At 44.4% G+C, this 19,259-nt stretch carries 18 protein-coding genes; 8 read left to right on the forward strand and 10 right to left on the reverse strand.

Annotated elements, in window-relative coordinates; genetic code table 11:
* Positions 1 to 26: 26 nt before the first annotated feature.
* Together BLS64_RS05475 and BLS64_RS05480 are read right to left on the reverse strand one after the other, a co-directional pair.
* On the reverse strand, positions 27 to 707 hold the full coding sequence (locus BLS64_RS05475) for a hypothetical protein (RefSeq protein ID WP_143019277.1): 681 nt from the start codon (positions 705 to 707) through the stop codon (positions 27 to 29).
* Positions 708 to 757: 50 nt separating this feature from the next.
* Entirely contained in the window at positions 758 to 1,867 is a 1,110-nt protein-coding gene (locus BLS64_RS05480; RefSeq protein ID WP_176763433.1) for an alanine racemase, read from the reverse strand.
* Positions 1,868 to 2,040: 173 nt separating this feature from the next.
* On the opposite strand from BLS64_RS05480, the gene BLS64_RS05485 reads away from it, so the two are divergent.
* Positions 2,041 to 2,445: a hypothetical protein gene (locus BLS64_RS05485; protein WP_093112511.1), complete on the forward strand. Its 405-nt coding sequence runs from the start codon at positions 2,041 to 2,043 to the stop codon at positions 2,443 to 2,445.
* 53 nt (positions 2,446 to 2,498) lie between these two features.
* Here BLS64_RS05485 and BLS64_RS05490 read toward each other — a convergent pair whose 3' ends face one another.
* From BLS64_RS05490 to BLS64_RS05505, 4 genes are all read right to left on the reverse strand, one after another.
* Positions 2,499 to 3,953 carry a glycosyltransferase family 2 protein gene (locus BLS64_RS05490; RefSeq protein ID WP_245693378.1) on the reverse strand — a complete coding sequence of 485 codons (1,455 nt, stop codon included), beginning with the start codon at positions 3,951 to 3,953 and terminating at the stop codon, positions 2,499 to 2,501.
* Positions 3,954 to 4,074: 121 nt separating this feature from the next.
* Complete coding sequence (locus BLS64_RS05495) at positions 4,075 to 4,905, reverse strand: hypothetical protein (RefSeq protein ID WP_093112512.1); 831 nt, start codon at positions 4,903 to 4,905, stop codon at positions 4,075 to 4,077.
* On the reverse strand, positions 4,905 to 6,122 hold the full coding sequence (locus tag BLS64_RS05500; protein WP_093112513.1) for a YaiO family outer membrane beta-barrel protein: 1,218 nt from the start codon (positions 6,120 to 6,122) through the stop codon (positions 4,905 to 4,907). The genes BLS64_RS05495 and BLS64_RS05500 overlap by 1 nt, the downstream gene beginning before the upstream one ends.
* Positions 6,119 to 6,481: a response regulator transcription factor gene (locus BLS64_RS05505; protein ID WP_093112514.1), complete on the reverse strand. Its 363-nt coding sequence runs from the start codon at positions 6,479 to 6,481 to the stop codon at positions 6,119 to 6,121. The genes BLS64_RS05500 and BLS64_RS05505 overlap by 4 nt, the downstream gene beginning before the upstream one ends.
* 280 nt (positions 6,482 to 6,761) lie before the next feature.
* Between BLS64_RS05505 and dinB the strand changes: the two genes are divergently transcribed.
* From dinB to BLS64_RS05535, 6 genes are all read left to right on the forward strand, one after another.
* Positions 6,762 to 7,982 (forward strand): DNA polymerase IV, encoded by a 1,221-nt coding sequence (gene dinB, locus BLS64_RS05510; RefSeq protein WP_093112515.1) that lies wholly within the window; start codon positions 6,762 to 6,764, stop codon positions 7,980 to 7,982.
* 16 nt (positions 7,983 to 7,998) lie between these two features.
* A complete protein-coding gene (locus BLS64_RS05515) occupies positions 7,999 to 11,016 on the forward strand; it encodes a DNA polymerase III subunit alpha (RefSeq protein ID WP_093112516.1) in 3,018 nt (1,005 codons plus the stop codon).
* 162 nt (positions 11,017 to 11,178) lie between these two features.
* Positions 11,179 to 11,844: a DNA-binding response regulator gene (locus BLS64_RS05520; RefSeq protein WP_093112517.1), complete on the forward strand. Its 666-nt coding sequence runs from the start codon at positions 11,179 to 11,181 to the stop codon at positions 11,842 to 11,844.
* 340 nt (positions 11,845 to 12,184) lie between these two features.
* Complete coding sequence (locus BLS64_RS05525; protein ID WP_143019278.1) at positions 12,185 to 12,739, forward strand: hypothetical protein; 555 nt, start codon at positions 12,185 to 12,187, stop codon at positions 12,737 to 12,739.
* 126 nt (positions 12,740 to 12,865) lie between these two features.
* Positions 12,866 to 13,630 (forward strand): LytR/AlgR family response regulator transcription factor, encoded by a 765-nt coding sequence (locus BLS64_RS05530; RefSeq protein WP_093112519.1) that lies wholly within the window; start codon positions 12,866 to 12,868, stop codon positions 13,628 to 13,630.
* A 1-nt stretch (position 13,631) separates the two neighbouring features.
* Complete coding sequence (locus tag BLS64_RS05535; protein WP_093112520.1) at positions 13,632 to 14,738, forward strand: sensor histidine kinase; 1,107 nt, start codon at positions 13,632 to 13,634, stop codon at positions 14,736 to 14,738.
* 2 nt (positions 14,739 to 14,740) lie between these two features.
* Here BLS64_RS05535 and BLS64_RS05540 read toward each other — a convergent pair whose 3' ends face one another.
* The 3 genes from BLS64_RS05540 to BLS64_RS05550 form a co-directional block, all read right to left on the reverse strand.
* Positions 14,741 to 15,007 carry a hypothetical protein gene (locus BLS64_RS05540; RefSeq protein WP_093112521.1) on the reverse strand — a complete coding sequence of 89 codons (267 nt, stop codon included), beginning with the start codon at positions 15,005 to 15,007 and terminating at the stop codon, positions 14,741 to 14,743.
* 98 nt (positions 15,008 to 15,105) lie between these two features.
* Positions 15,106 to 16,476, reverse strand: a complete 1,371-nt coding sequence (locus tag BLS64_RS05545) for a short-chain fatty acid transporter (RefSeq protein ID WP_093112522.1) — start codon at positions 16,474 to 16,476, stop codon at positions 15,106 to 15,108.
* A 69-nt stretch (positions 16,477 to 16,545) separates the two neighbouring features.
* Positions 16,546 to 17,703: a PQQ-dependent sugar dehydrogenase gene (locus BLS64_RS05550; RefSeq protein ID WP_093112523.1), complete on the reverse strand. Its 1,158-nt coding sequence runs from the start codon at positions 17,701 to 17,703 to the stop codon at positions 16,546 to 16,548.
* A 107-nt stretch (positions 17,704 to 17,810) separates the two neighbouring features.
* Between BLS64_RS05550 and namA the strand changes: the two genes are divergently transcribed.
* Positions 17,811 to 18,884 carry an NADPH dehydrogenase NamA gene (gene namA / locus BLS64_RS05555; protein WP_093112524.1) on the forward strand — a complete coding sequence of 358 codons (1,074 nt, stop codon included), beginning with the start codon at positions 17,811 to 17,813 and terminating at the stop codon, positions 18,882 to 18,884.
* Here namA and BLS64_RS05560 read toward each other — a convergent pair.
* Positions 18,874 to 19,230 carry a phage holin family protein gene (locus tag BLS64_RS05560; RefSeq protein ID WP_093112525.1) on the reverse strand — a complete coding sequence of 119 codons (357 nt, stop codon included), beginning with the start codon at positions 19,228 to 19,230 and terminating at the stop codon, positions 18,874 to 18,876. The two genes, namA and BLS64_RS05560, sit on opposite strands and share 11 nt — an antisense overlap.
* Positions 19,231 to 19,259: the final 29 nt, after the last annotated feature.

Consider the following 19,259-nt stretch of genomic DNA (forward strand, 5'->3'; position numbering starts at 1 on the left):
CATTCCAGAAGAGATGCTCATTGCTGTTAGAATCGAAAAACAGAATTCATCTCAATTTCTGAATACCTGACTTTTCTGTCTTCCCAAAGAAGAATACTTCCGTCTTTTTCCATAGGAAAGCCTTTATCTACGTGCTTATCGATCACCAGGTCGTTCCCGTTCGTGATTACCCAAAAGCTAAAGATTTCACCTTTATCATTTTGTCTCACTCTCAGGATCTGTTTCCATTGTTTTTTTCCCGATTTAAAAATGAATTCAATTGCAGCCTCCTTTTGCTTGAGAGGCATTTCAAACGCTGCGGGGGTATGAGGCTTTAAGCTTCCAAGGTAGGTGATTTTTTGGGAGAGCATGGTTTCTTTTGCTTCAGAACCTTTCAGGAGAGAGTAACCGGGAAGCATACTTCTCTTTACCACCAGGTCTTTTAATGCCTTCTGCCCATTGAGCATGAGCAGGAGAGTGACCTGGTCCTCCTCTTCGGCAGAAATTATTCCGGCCTGCGGATAACTGTAGATCCCTCTTGAGGTAAGTTGCTCAGATAATTGCTGATTTTCGCGATTCAGGATCTGAATCTTTTCCTCACTTCTTTTTAGCTGGCAGGAGAGTTCTTTTTCGGTTTGAGAACTGCCAATAAAATTTCCGAAAGAGAAGAAAAGAACAGCTGCCGCGATCAAATAAAAGGACCACAGGAGGTCGGAGTTGAATTTCATAAAATAAGCACCAAATTTGCAAACAAGATACAGATTTTCTTGTTTCCGGCTCAAGAACCTGAAATTTCAGGATTCCGAGGCATCATCTGAATCTTTTCTCCTTCAGTGGTAAACAGCTTCCCCATCATATGAGCTGTGGCACAGGCATGAACAGGAAGAATGCCCAGTACATCACCAACCTGTATATTTTCGATCCTTTCCTTCGGAAGATGAAGCACTCCATGTTCCTGGGAGAGCTTGATCACCTTTCCAATTGGAGCTGACCATTTATCTGCCGTTAATTTCACCACAAACCCGTAGTGAGTATTTCCATTTGCATCTGCGATAGAATCCTTACCCTGATGCACCCAGCCGCTGTGCACTATTACCTCCTGCCGTTCCGGGTGTACTGCCACCACAGGAACGGCAAGACAAATGGCGATCTCCTCAAGGTTATTAGAACCTATACCATACTGTACCAGGTCATAATAGACGAAATTGCCGGGATGTATGCTGTCTATGCCTTCCAGCTCCTTCAGAATGCTGCAGGAGGGAGTGTCGCCCATGGCGATTTTCAGGTTTGGATATTCCTCGCTAAACTCTGCTTTTAAGCTTCGGAATTTTTTCAGAAACGCCCCCGCGATCTGCTCAACCTCTTCCGGAGAGGCTGCATTGTAAGTATGCCCCGCATGGGTGTAAAATCCTTCAAAATGTAAATTTGAGTTCCTGCTGAGCCGGAGGATTTCAGAAATAATGTCAGGATCATCTGGATCTACCCCAGACCGATGGTCGCCCACATCTATTTCAATGTAAAATTTTACAGGATGCTTTAATTGCTCCTTCAGGGAATTCGCGGCCTCTTTACTGTTAATAAAGATCTTGAGGTCAACACGGGCAGCGAGTTCATCTATCTGCTCGGCGTCCAGGATATTCACAGGAAAAGCGATAGTGATATCTTTCCAGCCGTTTTTGCTGAAATAGTTTGCCATTTTAACCGAAGTGACGGTGATGGCTTTGACGCCTGCTGCTTTAAACCAATCACCAACAGTAGCAGATTGATGGGTCTTAAAATGTGGGATAAGTTGTACTTTCTGCTCTTCGGCTTTGTTGACCATTTTCCTAATGTTGGCTTCACAGGTGGGGCGGTGGAGCAGGAGGGTTGGACGGATTATTTGTAACATATGGGAATTCTTCTGTGGGAAAAATACAAAGAATTGTTCAGAAGAAATAGAACAGACCTTCATGCCTCTCTGGACGCTTTTTATCGAGAATTCAGGTGATTACTGATATGTGTAGGAGAATTTTTATACTTTCGTTTTTATTAACAGTTTTTAACAATTTAATTCTACCAGTTTTGAAAAACATTACTCTTTTAAGCACTATTTTATTATTTGCATTTTCTTTCAATGCTACTGCACAGGCTTCTGCCACAGGAGGGGAAGCACTGGACGCTATTTCTGAAGTTTCTGATGTAGTGAGTTCTTCACGATGGGAAAAAGGATTGGTGTATAAGATCCAGATCCTTGCTTCAAAAGATCCGCTTCAGGAAGGAGATTCCCAATTGAAAAACCTGGGAAATGTTTACTCTTATGAACATGAAGGGCTTACCAAATACACCTGGGGAAGAACACGTCTGCCTCATGAAGCAGCAAGATTGCAAAGGGAAATGCATAGAAACGGATTCAAGGACGCTTTTGTGGTGCATTACTATAACGGGAAAAGAATTACTGCCGAAGAGGCAAAGTCTTTACGCAAATAAGGTGATTAATATCCTTCTATTAGCAGACCCTTTAGGGTCTGCTTTTTTTTGCCTCAGGTTTGATCTGCTGGTAATACAGATTTTGTACGGAAACCACTTCTTTTCATTTCTCCCCATGCATTTCTACCTCGAAGTTTCTCCAAATTTCCTTTAATGGCTGCATAGACTGTCACAGGGTGGAAAATAAAAGGTTCGAGAAGGGCGCCGATAATGAGTTTTTTGAAGTCTTTAAGGGAATATTGACTGTAGGTATACTCTTCGGTGAGAAGGGCAAGACAGGAAAGAGCTACTGAAAAAGTATAGACCAGTATAGCCAGAATAACAAAAAATGGCCAGTTGATTAGACCAATGATCACCAGATACAATGTCACAAGTATCCCAATTACTTCTAAAAGGGGCGCAAGAAATTCAAAAAATGTCCAATAAGGAATGCTAAGAATTCCTAGAACCTTGTATTGTGGGTTGAAAAACATTTTGCGGTGTCTCCACAAGGTTTCTATTGTGCCACGGGTCCAGCGACTACGCTGCTTATTAAAGATGGCCAGACTCTCTGGGGCTTCGGTCCAGCAAATTGGATCTGGGATGTAGAAAACGCTGTAAGGCAGTTCTTGCTCGATCATGTAGCGCCTCATGCGCACCACCAGTTCCATATCTTCTCCTACTGTTTTTGGATCGTAGCCTCCGGCTTTTATGGCAATTTCTTTGTCGAACATTCCAAAAGCTCCGCTAATCAATAGAAGGCCATCCAGTTTGCTCCAGGCCATTCGTCCTAGTAAAAAGGCTCTGAGGTACTCGAGTACCTGAATTCGAGGCAGCATTTTTTTAGGTGCATTAACTTCTATAAGACGCCCCCCGTCTGCCACACAGGAATTGGCGATCCTTAGTACCCCTCCGGTAGCAATAACTCTTTTTTCTGATAATTCAAGATAAGGCTTGGCAAGTTTCAATAAAGCGTCTTTTTCCAAAATGCAATCCACATCAATGCAGACTACATAGGGATTTTTGGAGTAATTAATACCTACATTAAGAGCATCTGCTTTTCCTCCATTTACCTTATCTATCACTGTGAGTCTTTTAAAGGCCTGACTTTTAGATTTATATACTCTCCGGACAGATTTAGTAGGAAGCTCTCCTTTAAAATCCAAATCTGTCGGTACCAGGTCATAGGTTTTGATCAAGATATCAAGCGTGCGGTCTTTGCTGCCGTCATTTACAACGACGACTTCGTAGTTATTATAATTTAAGGAAAGAATCGATTGTACGTTTTCTTCTATTGTAAGCTCCTCGTTATAAGCTGGTGCAATCAAAGAAAGATGAGGTGCCAAATCAGAGTTAAGAATCACCTGATAATTTACAAAGCCATTTTTCCGCAAGTAATTTCTCATAGAGAAGATCGAAACCATACTAAGAAAGAGGTAAGATGCCATGATGGAAAAAGCAAAAAGCAGCATAAAGGCATTATAGTCGCTGAGATGCTCTGGAACAGCAAATAAAATGGCTAGGGGCATATTATTATGGTTATCAACTCCCTTTGGAGTGCTAATTATCACACAAAATTACCACAATATAAACATTTCATAGATAAAATATGCATTTTAACGATTTTTCGTTTCTGGTAGGGTCTCCTTCTTAGTGCTGATAAACCAGGTCGCGGAGGCTCCGTTGTGCCTGTAGCCGAATGTGTCTGGAAGAATGATTCTCCAGACTTCGAATTTGAGGTATATGCTGATTTTGATGGAATAATGAAATTAGACGTAAACCAAAGGTGACTACACTGGTATTCTGCACTGTTAGGAGGTATCCAAAGTCGGGAACCTGTTCGATCTGCTTTTCCTTGATCGATTCTAGAAGGTTCAATTGGATCCAGTCATTGAGAGGTTGGTCGTAATCTTTTAATAATGATAATCCCTCTAATCCAACGAGATGGAGGAACTCGATGATCGCCACCATTTTTAAGGTGTCGTTTTCTGATGTGGTGTACTTTCGAATAACGGGTGCAGATTTTTTGATCTCCAATTCACTTAATTCCTGAATGCCATCGCACTTCAAATACCATTTATTGCTCCTGATCTTTTCGTATGACAGTTGCATTAATCCGGAGGACTGGTAGAAATGTTGCAGTTTTATTGCGATCTCACCGCCGTACAGTCTATGTAGTTTTATTAACTCTCGTAGAAATTGTTGCTTGTACTTTTTCTTGTTCCAGCGCCTAATAAAATTCTTTTCTTTCTTCAGGTCTTTCAGGGTTCTGTTGTCAAAAGCAATGGCAAATAATGTTTCCTCTATATGGTTCGCATATCTTCTTTGCCTGCTGTTTTTTTGTTTTTTGCGTATTCTGCTAACAACTATAAGGGTAATGAAAAGAACTGTACTAAAGAGGAGCAGTAAGATTAGCACTATCAGTAGTAACTGGATCCCTTCAGGATAATCCCAAATATATTTTAATCGTTCCAGGTTCATTAAAAGCGATAGGTAGCTAAAATTTGACTGTTGAATCTATGACGATATTGCTCCGGAAAATATTCCTCATATTCATATATGAATATGGGCTGCAGCAGAATCTGTTGGGTTAGCCTAAACTGATATTGTACACCTGCTCGGGCACTCTTTAAATTCGTTTGAATACCTGTTGCATAGTATTCATAGGGTAGATTGCCATACTGCAGATCCAGTTGTACAAAATTTTCATTTATTGATTCAGGGAACCTGATGGAAAGGCTGTGGCTTAAACTGGAAGAATCATCTATATCTGCCAAATATGACCGGTAGCTTATGCGGGTAGCATTATTGAAGGTGTAAGCAATTTGACCGGTGTAGAGCAAGGCCTCATTGCCTGGGAACTGCATATACTTTACACCCAGAGAAACAGAAAAATAGGGGTTGAGTGTTTGGTAATATTCCACTGCGCCGCGTAAATCTGGAAATGCCGATCCTTCTAAAGAAACACCTGCATTTAAATACAGATATCCCTTACTATAGATCTTAGGGTAGGCATCTAATTCTATAAGAAAGCCTTCTCGCCCCGAGATTTGTCCGTATTGGATACGAGGTAATACAGGAATAGTACCCAAATTTGTTTTGTATCCCAGCGAAGCAAGATGCCATGGACGAAAACCTGGATTACTAAAGGAGGTGTTTAGGTAAGAAATTAGCAGCTTTCGTTCCTTTCTTTTCAGGATTTCGCTTAAAAGTTTTCTGGTTTCCTTATTATTAGGCTCTTCATCCAGTATTTCATCTATAAGTGCTTTTGCCTTCTTGTTCTCCTCAAGGGATAGAAGTGCTTTGCTTTGCTGAATTTTGAATGATGAATCTGGATATAGAGAATCAGCCAGTTTAGCGTATTTTATTACCTCTTCGTATTGCCGGGACCATGACTGGATCTGGATCATTACCTCCAGGGCCTCACGGACCTTTTTTTTGACAAGCGGTTCAAGTATATCTATTGCTTCTTCAAATGATTGGTTCCAGCTGTATACTCTGGCTAAAAATATTTGGTATTCAATATTATGAGGATGCTCTTCAATTAAACCCTTCATGGCTGTAATGGCCGATCTGTAATCTTGAGCATAGGCGCTTTTCTTTGCCTGTTCAAAATCTGAGGTTGGCGTCTGAGCAAAGGAATGTTGTGGGACCTGGCAGAACAGGAATACCAGGATTAGGACGAGTATGTTTTTCATTCCTGTGGGACTAGTCGTTGAATTCGCATATTCAACACAGAGGGACTAAAAGGCTTGGAAATGAACTCACTTGCGCCTATAGCAAAGGCGTCCAGTTCAGTCTGTTCCACGCCAGAGGCAGTTAATACGATTACAGGAGTCTCTAATGATAATTCTGTCCGGATGATATCAATGAGCTGTAGCCCTCCTATTTTAGGCATGTTCAGGTCTGTTATGATCAAATCAAAACTTTGGGATCTTAAAAGATCTAATGCGATTTCTCCATCAGAAGCATGGATTACTTCATACTTTTTGGATTCCAGGAAATAAGTGAGGGATTTTCTCGTAAGGAGATCATCTTCGGCTAAAAGGATCTTCATAATTGCAGGGGTTTAGGGGATACTCCCGAAATTGTTTTTCTATAGGTCACAAAACTAATACAATGATGGAAGCCAAAAAATGTTTTTAATCATTATTTGATTAATTAAGAGATGTTTATGGGGTAGTAGAAAATGCGTCTACTTCTGCGGTAATGAAACGTTTTAAGGGCTCCTAATTATCTTTTTTTGTTTTCAAAAAGTTTTAACCCCGTTTTATTCTTCGGAATCTTTCTTTTTTCTAATTTTGGAAATAATCCATAAAAATGGAATTATTCCAAAAATGAAAGAGAAAAGGGCTATCATACATCTAGATCTGGATACGTTTTTTGTGTCTGTAGAACGGTTGCTGAATTCTGAATTACAGCACAGGCCTCTTATTGTAGGCGGACTGGGGGACAGGGGAGTGGTGGCCGCATGCAGCTATGAAACCCGAAAGTTCGGGGTGCATTCGGGAATGGCTATGAAGATCGCCCGGCAGCTTTGTCCGCAGGCGGTGGTGATCAAAGGAGATTCTTCCACTTACACCAAATATTCCCACCAGGTTTCGGAGATCATAAAAAGCCGCGTTCCTTCCTTTGAAAAGGCCAGCATAGATGAGTTTTATGCTGACCTGAGCGGGATGGATAAATTCTTCGGGACCTATAAGTTTGCTACCGAGTTGCGGCAGGCGATCATCAGGGAAAGCGGGCTGCCTATTTCCTTCGGGCTTTCCCAGAACAAGGTGGTGTCCAAGATCGCTACGGGAGAGGCCAAACCCAATAACCAGAAGTTTATTGAAGAAGGGGCTGAAAAGTCCTTTTTGGCACCCCTTTCGGTGCGCAAGATCCCTCTGATAGGGAGCAAGACCTTCCAGACCCTCATTAACCTGGGGGTGAGCGATATTGGCACCATCCAGCAGATGCCGGTGGAGATGCTGGAAGGGGTGCTGGGCAAGAACGGCAGGACCATCTGGAAGCGGGCCAATGGTATAGATGATTCCCCCATAATCCCTTTTCATGAGCGAAAAAGCCTTTCTGCCGAGCGCACTTTTCATAAAGATACCACCAACATGGTGCAGCTGCAGGCTACCTTGGTGGCCATGACAGAGAACCTTGCCTACCAGTTGCGGCGCGGCAATAAGTTGACCGCTACGGTGAGTGTGAAGATCCGTTATTCAGATTTTCAGACCTATACCAAACAGGCAAAGATCGCCTACACCAGTGCAGATCATATTTTGATCCCCAAGATAGAGGAACTCTTCAGGCAGCTGTATGACCGCCGACTCCTCATAAGGCTTATAGGGGTGAAATTCAGCGGACTGGTAGGCGGTAATTACCAGATCAACCTGTTCGATGATTCAGAATCAATGCTCAACCTGTACCATTCCATGGATAAGATAAGGAACCGGTTTGGGGATCACAGCGTGATAAGGGCGGCTACCCTGGGCGGCACCAGTGTGGGCAGGATGCACAACCCTTTCAACGGGGAGCCGCCCATCCTGCACGCCCACAGGCAACAATAATCTAAAGCTCAAAAAGATGTTCTTAAACTGTCATACCTGGTTTTCCCTGAGATACGGAACTTTTTCGGTAGAGGAACTGTGTGAACTGGCGAAAAAGAATGGCGTGCAGGCCCTGGCCCTAACGGATATCAATAATACCTCGGGCTGCCTGGAATTCGTGCGGCTCTCTTCGGAATATGGCATCACTCCGCTCATAGGAATCGACTTCCGAAACGGGGTTTCCCAGCAGTATGTGGGCATTGCCCGAGACAATGAAGGCTTCATTCAGCTAAATAAACATTTATCGAGTCATCTTCATCAGAAAAAGAATTTTAAAGATGAGGCCCCAGTGCTTTCGCACTGCTATGTCATTTATCCTTTTGAAAAAGTCGAGGCCTTGAAAAAAGCGCATTTCAGGGAAAATGAATTCATCGGGGTTTCTGTAGAAAGCCTGCGAAAACTGAAGTTTTCCAAATATCGCCACTTCCGCGATAAGCTGGTGCTGCTGCAAAGCGTCACCTTCCGCAGTAAGAAAGATCACAACGCGCACCGGCTGCTGCGGGCCATTGACAGAAACACTTTGCTGAGCAAGCTGCCAAAAGAGGAAGAGGCTTCGCTTTCGCACCAGATGTTTCCTGTTGAACACCTGGAAGCCGAATTCGAGGATTTTGCCCACATCCTGGAAAACACCAAAAACCTGATCGCCTCCTGCCGGGTGAGTTACGGGTTCGGTAAAGACCGGGTGAACCAGAACCTGCAGGTGTACGGCCCAAGCAAGGAAGAAGATGAAAAGAAACTGAAGACGCTTTGTGAAGAAAAGATCCTGCAGCGGTACCCTGATGCTTCTGCAAAAGTTCATGAAAGGGTGGAAAAGGAGCTTCATGCCATTATTAACCTGGGGTTTGTTTCTTATTTTTTGATCAACTATGACATTGTGCAGTATGCCCGATCAAAGAATTACCCTTTTATTGGGAGGGGAAGCGGTGCCAACTCTATAGTGGCCTATATCCTGGGGATCACCAACGTGGATCCGCTGGAGCTCGATCTCTTTTTTGAACGTTTCATCAATACCCAGCGCAAGTCCCCTCCCGATTTTGATATCGATTTTTCCTGGAAAGACCGAGATGATGTGACGGCGTACATCTTTAAAAAGTACGAAAATACCGCGCTTTTGGCCACTTATGTCACTTTTAAGCGCAGGGCGGTGATACGGGAGCTGGGAAAGGTCTTTGGGCTGCCAAAAGCCGACATAGACAAACTTTCTGCCGGATTTTTTAGCTATGACAATCTTGACGAGATCGAGAAACTGGTACTGCGCTATGGCGCTTTGATAGAAGGTTTTCCTAACTACCTTAGTGTGCATTCGGGCGGGATCATGATCACCCATCATTCGGTTTACAGCTATGCCGCTACTTTTTTGCCGCCCAAGAACTTCCCTACCATCCAGATCGACATGAATGTGGCCGAGGAGCTGGGTATTTTCAAGTTTGATATCCTGGCCCAGCGGGGGCTTCCCAAGATCAAGGATGCGATAGAACTCATAAGGCAGAATCAGCCGGGGGCACGGCTTGAAGACATAGAGAACGTGGCGGTCTTTAAAAAAGATCCTGCTATCAATAACCTGCTTAAAAAAGGGGATTGCATGGGGGTTTTCTATATTGAATCACCGGCCATGCGGGGGCTGCTCACCAAACTGCAGACCGACAACTACCTGGGGCTGGTGGCGGCCAGCTCGGTCATACGGCCCGGGGTCTCCAATGGCGGGATGAAGGAAGCCTACATTAGAAGGCACCGTGACCCTGAAGCGCGAAAAGAGGCCAATCCCGTGCTGTACGAGATCATGCCCGAGACCTACGGAGTGATGGTCTACCAGGAAGATGTGTTGAAGATAGCCCATTTTTTCGGCGGATTGAGCTTTGAAGAGGCCGACATCCTGCGCCGGAGTATGAGCGGAAAGAAATGCAAGGAAGGAGAGCAGGAAAAGATCGCGGTCAAATTCCGTGAGAACTGCAGGAATAAAGGCTATGACGAGCAGTTGATCACTGAAGTCTGGGAGCAGATCGCCTCTTTTGCGGGTTATGCCTTTCCCAAAGGCCACTCAGCTTCTTATGCGGTAGAAAGTTACCAGAGCCTGTACCTAAAATGCTATTTTCCGCTGGAGTTCATGGTGGCGGCCCTAAATAACGGCGGCGGCTTCTACGATGCGGAAACCTACCTTACAGAGATCAGAAAATGCGGCGGAATTGTGCATGCACCCTGTATCAATAAAAGCGATCATCCTCACAGCATTCATGGGAGGCACATTTACCTGGGGCTGGGAATGATCAAGGGGCTGGAGACTAACGTGATAAGGCGAATTCTTGAAAACAGGCAATTTTTTGGTCCGTTTACCTCTTTTGACGATTTCATTGACCGGGTGCCTGTGCCTTTAGACCAGCTGACCTTGTTGCTGAAGATAAACGCCTTCCGCTTTACCGGTATAGATAAGCATCATTTGCTGTGGAAAGCGCATTTTAAACTGAAGAAGAGCCGGCAGCCTCTCTCTCAGCAAATGCTGTTCAGGCCCAAGCACAGGGATTTTGACCTGCCCCAATTTTCCTATTCGGCCCTGGTGGAGGCTTATGATCAAATAGCCCTGTTGGGGTTTTCGCTCGCAGGCCATTTTGCACTGCTAAAAGAGCCCATGAAGAATGCGGTAACCGCGGCAGAACTTCCGAAGCATGTGGGAAAGGAGGTACAGATCTACGGAAGCCTTATCACTGTTAAGAAAGTAACTACCCAACCCAGTAAGTTCATGGCTTTTGCCACTTTTTTTGATGCGGAAGGAGAGGTGTTCGACACGGTACAGTTTCCGGCGGTAGCCGAAAAATATCCGCTTTACAGCAAAGGGGTCTTTCTTTGCCGCGGCACTGTGGTAGATGAGCTGGGATATTTGTCTGTAAACCTAAGCTGGGTTTCCCGGCAGGAAATGACCGCCGATCCCCGTTTGCTGGACAGGCGGCAGCTGAGCGATAGCAAATATGCGCCCTTACCGGCAAGGTCGGCAGGTTATTAGAATTTTAACGAATAAACAGCTATTTCATCTAAATTGTTGGCAGGAAGTAAATAAAGGAGTACAAATTACGGGAAACCGTAATCATTAAGAGGTTAGAAGAATTATATTTGATCCTGGAAAAGGAAAAGATCTGTAAGATCTGCTATTTAATGAAGATCAAGAATGTTTAAAAAGGTATTAGTCGCAGAAGATATGGACAGCGTCAACCACGCAGTGGCCAGTGTGTTGAAGGAACTGAATATTGATAACGTACAACATGCTCAATATTGTGATAAGGCCTGGCTTATGGCTAAAAAAGCCATTCTCGAAGACGAGCCTTTCGATCTGCTCATTTGCGACCTCTCCTTTAAAATTGACCATCAACACAATAAGATCAATTCCGGGAAAGAATTGATCGCATTGCTCAAACAGGAAGATCCCAATCTCAAGATCCTGGTAAACAGCATTGAAGACCATCCGCAGACCGTCAAGACCCTATGGGATTCGGGTAATATCGAAGGCTACGTGTGCAAAGACCAGCATGGAATGAGAGATCTGCGAGAGGCTATCCTAAAACTTGACAACGGAGAACAATACAATTCCGAAACCATTGAGAACGCCCTGCAGCAGAAGAACCTCTTTACACTAAGCGATTTCGAGATCAACATTCTCAGCTTTATTTCCAACGGGTTCACCCAGGATGAGATCCAGGAAAGGCTAAAACAGAAGAACATTTCCCCAAACAGCAAAAGTGCAGTGGAAAAACGCCTTAAGGAGTTGAGAGAACAATTCAACGCGCGTACCACACCTCACCTCATAGGGATCGTCAAAGACCTCAACCTCATTTAGAATAGTGCCGCTTCTGCTGAAAGTTCTTATCCGGAATGTAGGGTACCGGAGAAGTCGAGTAAAAAGGAGCGGCTACTTTACATTTCCGCAGCATTCAGGGTGAACTGCCAAGATTTTGATCTCAACTATCCAAATCCTGAAGTAAAAGCCCAAATAGGCTATAGATCAACAGGTGCTTCCGATCCCTTCAGTAAAACCCGCATTGACTACTTCAATATCTCTCCTCACATCTTTTTAGTTCAAAAAGGGCATTGTCTCTATTAATTTTATTCCTGTAAAATATTTTATATCAGTTGTGTACAGGCTGTAAAAAGGATTAATAACTCTAAAAATGTGTGCTATGAAAACTTTAATAATTTGTATCGTACTTGTATTAGCGGCAGGCGTGAGCCGGGCCCAGGAAATTACAGAACTTAAAGAGGCTAAGGTAGGTTTTGCCCCTCTTTCTTCGGAAGTGGTTCGTGACGGGAACAGTTATGCTTTTAATGTGAAGGAGTCCTATATGGGAGAATTTGAAGCCAATCCAATAGCCTTTATGGAAGCCTATTTTGATATTGATAATTTTATCGATGAGGTTAGACATGAGAACTATGATAGTTACGAAGTAACCTTCAGTAGTAAAAAAGGTCAGTTAAAAGCCGATTTTGATAAAGAAGGAAATCTTGGCGCTATTTCAGAAAGATTCAAAAACATCGTCTTGCCCGCCAGCCTGCGTGAGCAGCTTTACAGAGACCATAAAGGCTGGGCCATGGTGAAGAACGTGAGGGTAAGCAGGGGAGAAAACGGTCTTATCGATAAGGAGTTTTACCGCATTAAATTAAGGAATGGCAGTAAAAGCAAAACGCTGAAGATAAACAGTATGGCTGCGGAAAGGAATGAAGTAGCGAGCAATTGATGCCATGAGGAACTGAATGTATGCCGCCGGGAGATTTCCCGGTGGCCATATACCTTCAGAAGCTGAAGGTAATGCTTCAAAAATGAGCAAATTAATCTTAACTTGTATAGGATTAATTTGTGATCTATGAAAGCACTGGTGATCGATGATGAAGAACTGGCCCGCCGGCGCATAGTCAATCTGCTGGACGAGGTGCCCGAAATAGAAGTTTTGGGCGAATGTTCAAATGGTAAAACGGCCATTAAAGAGATCAATGAAAAAAAGCCCGATCTCATTTTTCTGGATATCAGCATGAAAGATATGAACGGGTTCGAGGTGCTTCAAAAAGTAGAGACTTCTCCAAAACCCATAGTGATCTTTGTAACTGCTTACGATAACTATGCCAGCAGGGCTTTTGATGTAGATGCATTCGATTTTCTTTTAAAGCCGTTCAAAGACCAGCGGTTTTTTAAGACCATTAACAAAGTGCTCAACATTACCAGGAAAGAAGCCGATGTCAATTTTGAAAAAAGGATTAAGGAATTGTTTCTGATCTATTCCAAAGAAACGAAAAGGTCAGCGCCCTCGGTGAAGATCCCGGTGAAACAGGGGAACAAAACCATTTTTATTGATCCTGTGAACATTTTGTACATCCTGGCCTCGGGGTATTATGCAGAGATCTATACCGCGAACAAAAAATGTGTGCTTCGGGAATCTTTAGGAAACCTGATGGAAATGTTGGACAACGACCTTTTCTTTCGGATACATAGATCGGCCATAGTGAACGTGAACTATGTAAAGGAACTGGTGCATTCAGAATATTCTGAAGTAGATGTTAGAATGAGCGATGACAAATTATTGCATATCAGCAAATCGAACAAGAAGGATTTTTTGAAAAAAATGGGTGTCTAAAATGCGATTTTCTGCTCTTAAAAAATACATAGATCTTAAGCTGATCTTGCTGCTGGCAGGATTCTATGCATTGTTCGACCTGGTCTTTATTGCCAGGTATGCCTATTTGCGCAGCAGCTTTCCAAAAGAGGTCATGGAGCCCTGGTTCGATTTCCTGGTCTTCAACATTCTTATCGACTTTTTGGTGGTAGTGACCTATATGAGCCTCATCGCCATTAGTACCAAACGTTTCTTACATAAAAATTACTCCTGGGTTAGGATCATAATCATTCATACCGTTTTTTCAATTTTGATAGGCTTGATCATCAGGCTTATTTTTGACCTGTTCAGTATAATTACCGGTCAGATCCCTCTTGCTGAATACCAGTTAGCCGAAAGTCTGCACCGCTTTATGTATGTGATCCATCTCAACTTTCTCATCTACTTTGCCATGGTCTTCATTATCTACACTTACTACTACGTGAAGCAGGTCAAGGAAGCCGAAAAGCAACGAGGCATGTTGGAGACGCAGCTGGTTAATACCCGCATGAAGATGCTTTCTTCTCAACTACAGCCGCATTTTCTCTTCAACACGCTCAACAGCATTGCTGTACTGGCCGATGTGGATAAGGAAAAGGCTAAAGACACCATTGCAGACCTGAGTGACTTTTTGCGGGAGATCCTGTATAGCAAAGATGACAACGAGATAACCCTGGAAAAGGAACTGCGAACACTGGAATATTATCTCAATATCCTGAACGTGCGTTTTTCAGACCATTTAACCATAGTCAGGGATATCGATGATAGCCTGCTGCAAAAGAAAGTGCCAGCCCTGCTGTTGCAGCCTTTGATCGAAAATTCAATAAAGCACGGATATTCATATGATCATACAGATCTAAAGATCACTATTTCGGTAAAGGCCAAAGAACCCTGGCTGGTCATAAAGGTGGCTAACAACGGGAAAGCCATCGCATCAAAACATGAGGAGCTGCTTGAGAACGGCGTAGGCCTTGTCAATATCAATGACCGGCTCAAAAACCTTTATCACAACGATTATTTTTTTGAAATAAGCAATACCGCTGAAGGGGAAGGAGGAGTGGAAACCGTGATCAGGATACCATTACATTGACTCTATTTTTCCAGTATAATCATTTCCGGTTTGTCCAGAACGCCGGCCTCATCCATAACTTCTTTTAATTCGGGATCTCTGAGAAATTCCCTGGCCTTCATGGCATCATCGGTTTCAAAGATCAGGTATACTTCATTTGGAGAGTCCACGTTACGGCCGTGCACGATCTCTTTTAGTCCTGCATTTTGCCGCCGTTGCACATCATCATTGTAGAAGCCCTCCCACTTCTTGTAATTCTCTACTTTGTGTTTTACAATTACTACAGCCATAATAAGATGATTTTAGGCCACAACGTTAACTGCAGGTGCAGATCAGGTTACCTACAATTTAGTGAATAATTCTGAATTTGTGTTAGCCTGAAAGGGGTTTATATCAGTAACAAACCTGTTATATATATCGCAGTGCCGGTTACCATCAGGATGAGCGTGTAGGGCAGTATTTCCCTTGCTTTAAGCCGGGTAATTGCCAGCAGGGGGAGTGCCCAGAACGGCTGCAACATGTTGGTGATCTGGTCGCCGTAGGCAAAGGCCATAATAGCTTTATTTAATGGCACCCCGAGCTGAAGTGCGCTTTCCAATACCACCGGACCCTGTACTGCCCATTGGCCACCTCCACTGGGCACGAAGATATTTACCAGTCCGGCACTAAAGAAGGTGTAGACAGGCAAGCTGATCTCGGTGGCGATACCGGCAAAGAAAAAAGCAATGTCATTTACCATTCCGGTCTCTCTCATGATCCCCATTATTCCGAAGTATAAAGGGAACTGGATCAAAATGGCCGCAGCGCCCACAATAGCTTCATCAAGGGCTGTAAGAAAAGAAACAAAGGAACCATGCATGAGAATACACAGACCCAGCATGAGAAAGTTCAGCATGTTGGGCGTCAGGTTCGCACTGAGAATATTTTCCCAGTAACTAATGAAAAAGGCTGCCAGTAAGAGAATCCCGAAGAGCGCGTTCAACCATTTAGAATGGTCGAGCCGCTCGGCCCCTTCAATGATCTTATTACGATGCACAGGTTTTTCGTTTGGCAGCTCGATCTCCTTCGCCGGTGCAGCTTTTGATACCAGGTAAAGCACAGCGGGAATTACTATTAAGAGCACAGCAAACAATAACAGATTCCAGGAAGAGAAAATTGTAGCTTCGGTTGAAATGAAGGAAGGTAAGGCATGTAGTACCGCTGCATCTTCAGCTAACGGAAACAGGCTGGCCAGGTGTCCTTCTTCCGCAGCCTTTAAAGGAGCGCTTCCGCTCATCCCTCCGTGCCATACCATTAAACCTGTATAACCTGCAGCCCCAATTAGCGGATAATTGATCCTGAAGCCTTTGATTTTGGCCGTTTCAGCTACTTTTCTGGCCATGATAGCCCCAAAAATAAGCCCCAGGCCCCAGTTGAAAAAGGCCACAAGCATGGTGGAGACCGCTACCACGACCACTGCACTTGTATTGCTGCGAACTACTGAAGTGAGCTTAGTGGTGAGCCGGGAAACGGGTTTACTTAATACCAGTACGTGACCCAGTACCAGGATCAGCATCATTTGTACAGCAAAAACGAGCAGGGGAGGATCCCACATTCCAAACTGCCATGCTGTGAGAATATTGGCTGCGCTGTCTACGCTTGGGTTTCCGGTAAAGAAAAAAGCCAGGAGCATGGTTGCCAGCGTGAGCAAAACAGCCAGGGTAAAAGGGGCAGGAATGAGTTTTTTAAACCCTTTTTCTACCAGGAGAGCAGCATTCATAAATAGTTGGTCGGTTTGCCCAAATATAGAAAATATTTACTTCGGGCTAGACCGCATGCACAACGGCCATTATTCTAGGTGCTTGAGTCGCATCACCTTTCCGTTATCTTCATCGGTCAAGACATAGATCGAACCATCAGGAGCCTGTTCCACATCCCTTATCCTAAGATTCAGGGGGATTCTTTCAACTTCTTCGGCTTTTTCACCGTCTACCTGTACTCTCACCAGGCCGGTACTCGTTAGGCCGCCAATGAACATGTCACCCTGCCATTCCTTGAAGTGATCACCGGTATAAAAGATCATCCCCGAAGGAGAAATGGTAGGTGTCCATACTATGACCGCATCTGCAAATTCCGGCCTTGTATCGGGATCGGGGATCTTGGTGCCGTCGTAATTGTCTCCCCAGCTAACCACCGGCCAGCCGTAGTTCTTTCCTGCTTCAGGACGATTGAGCTCATCGCCACCCATTGGACCCATTTCGGCTACCCAAAAAGTGCCCGTATCCGGATCTATGGCCGCACTTTCAATATTCCTGTGGCCGTAAGACCAGATGGCATCCTGTGCGTTTTCGTCCCCAACAAAAGGATTGTCCTGCGGGATAGTGCCATCGGGATGAATGCGCACCACGGTTCCAAGATGGTTAGAAAGATCCTGTGCCGGGTCAAATTTGAACCTTTCTGCAAGGGTTAGGTAAAGATGATTGTCATCAATGAACACTATACGGCCGCCAAAGTGATTGGGACCCTCAACTTTAGGTTCCATCCTGAAAACTACTTCAAAATCTGAAATGCTGCCGTTTTCCAGCTTCCCGCGGCCCAGGGCAGTGCCGGCGGTGCCGTTATCTCCGGGTTCTGAGTAAGACAGATAAATATAATTATTCTCTTCAAAATTAGGGTCAAGAGCCACATCCAGCATTCCTCCCTGTCCTTTGGCAAAGACTTCAGGAGTACCCTGTAAAGGTTCGGTCAAAACACTGTCTTTTTCCAAAATTCTCAATGTGCCGGCACGTTCGGTAACCAACAGGCGGCCATCGGGTAAAAAAGCCATGCCCCAGGGATGATCCAGGTTTTCAGCCAAGGTTTTTACTTTTACCGCGCCTGCTTCGGTAACCACGGTAGATTTTTGTGCCAGTAGCCCAGGACTAAAGAAAAGGAGTAACACAGGGATCAAAAAGAAAATAAAAGTTCGTTTTTCGAGATTATTTAAAGGTATCTGGATAGACTTCATAATGATTGGTTTTTGTGGTATTATCCTAATATACAAAGTGTTGGAGGCTGCGGCAAGCTGCTTAATAAAGACTTAACAGATAGTTTCTTATTTTAGACGGAAAAAATATGAGTTCCTCACCCGCATTGTTTTCCCCGTTAAAGCTTAGAACCATTGACCTGAAGAACCGCATCGCGGTCTCGCCCATGTGCATGTACAGCAGTGAAGACGGCTTTGCCAATAACTGGCATCTGGTACATCTAGGAACCCGGGCGGTTGGAGGTGCGGGGTTGCTCCTTTCTGAAGCTACCGCGGTTTCCCCGGAAGGGCGCATCAGCCCAGATGATCTGGGGATCTGGAAGGATGAGCATATTACGAAATTGGCTGAGATCGTGCAGTTTCTGAAAAAGCATGGAAGTGTCCCCGGAATTCAGCTGGCTCATGCCGGAAGGAAAGCTTCTACGACCAGCCCCTGGAAAGGCTACCGGCTTCTTGAAAAGGAGGAAGGCGGCTGGACCCCCGTAGCTCCTTCTGCTATTCCTTTTTATGAAGGAAATCCGGCACCTGAAGCCTTGGATAAAGCCGGAATTCAAAAGGTGATAAATGACTTTCGCGAGGGCGCAAAGAGGGCTTTGAAAGCGGGTTTTCAGGTGGTGGAGATCCACGCAGCTCATGGTTACCTGCTGCACGAATTTCTTTCCCCGCTAAGTAATATTCGGGAAGACGAATACGGCGGATCTTTCGAGAACAGGTGCAGGCTTTTGTTAGAAGTGGTTTCAGCCGTAAGAGAAGTATGGCCGGAAGAACTGCCTTTATTCGTACGGATCTCTGCGACCGACTGGGTAGAAGGCGGGTGGAATGCAACCGATTCCGTAAGATTGAGTCAAATGCTGAAAGAACAGGGGATGGATCTTATAGACTGTTCTTCCGGCGGAATGGTTCCTAATGCAAAAATTCCTGCAAATAAAGGCTATCAGGTAGAGTTCGCTCGTAAAATAAAAGAAGAGGCCAAAATTATGACCGGAGCTGTAGGTTTGATCACCAATGAAGATCAGGCAGAAGAGATCCTTCAGCAAAACCAGGCAGATCTCATATTTATGGGCAGGGAACTTTTGAGAAGACCCTACTTTCCTCTTGAAGCGGCTAAAAATGTTGGAATCGACATTGAATGGCCGCCACAGTATCTGAGAGCTAAAGGATAATAGCGTCTACAATGGCACCAACGATCGCCAGTATTATTGCCAGCCAAAGAGACGGGGCAAATCCGTGAGTTTTAAAATCCCGGCTGAATTTATCGGCGATCTCAATGATCACTGCATAGGCCAGTACCCGTGTCACAAAGCCAAGTCCCAGGAAGTAGAAGATCCCCAGGGTAGCAATGTTCAATATAAGGGTGAGGATCCAACTGAGGAAAAAGCTCAGGATACCTATCAATAAGGCCACAATAAGGGCTGTTCTGTACCCGCGCAGTTCTACTTTTGGAAATACGCTTGCAGCTGCCAGTAAGACCAGGGAATCAACTACGATATGGATGAGCCATGAAAGCATAATAGAAAATTGGTTGGTTAGTTTTTAGT

Origin of the sequence: Salinimicrobium catena (assembly GCF_900102915.1) — a bacterium.
Lineage (GTDB): Bacteria > Bacteroidota > Bacteroidia > Flavobacteriales > Flavobacteriaceae > Salinimicrobium > Salinimicrobium catena.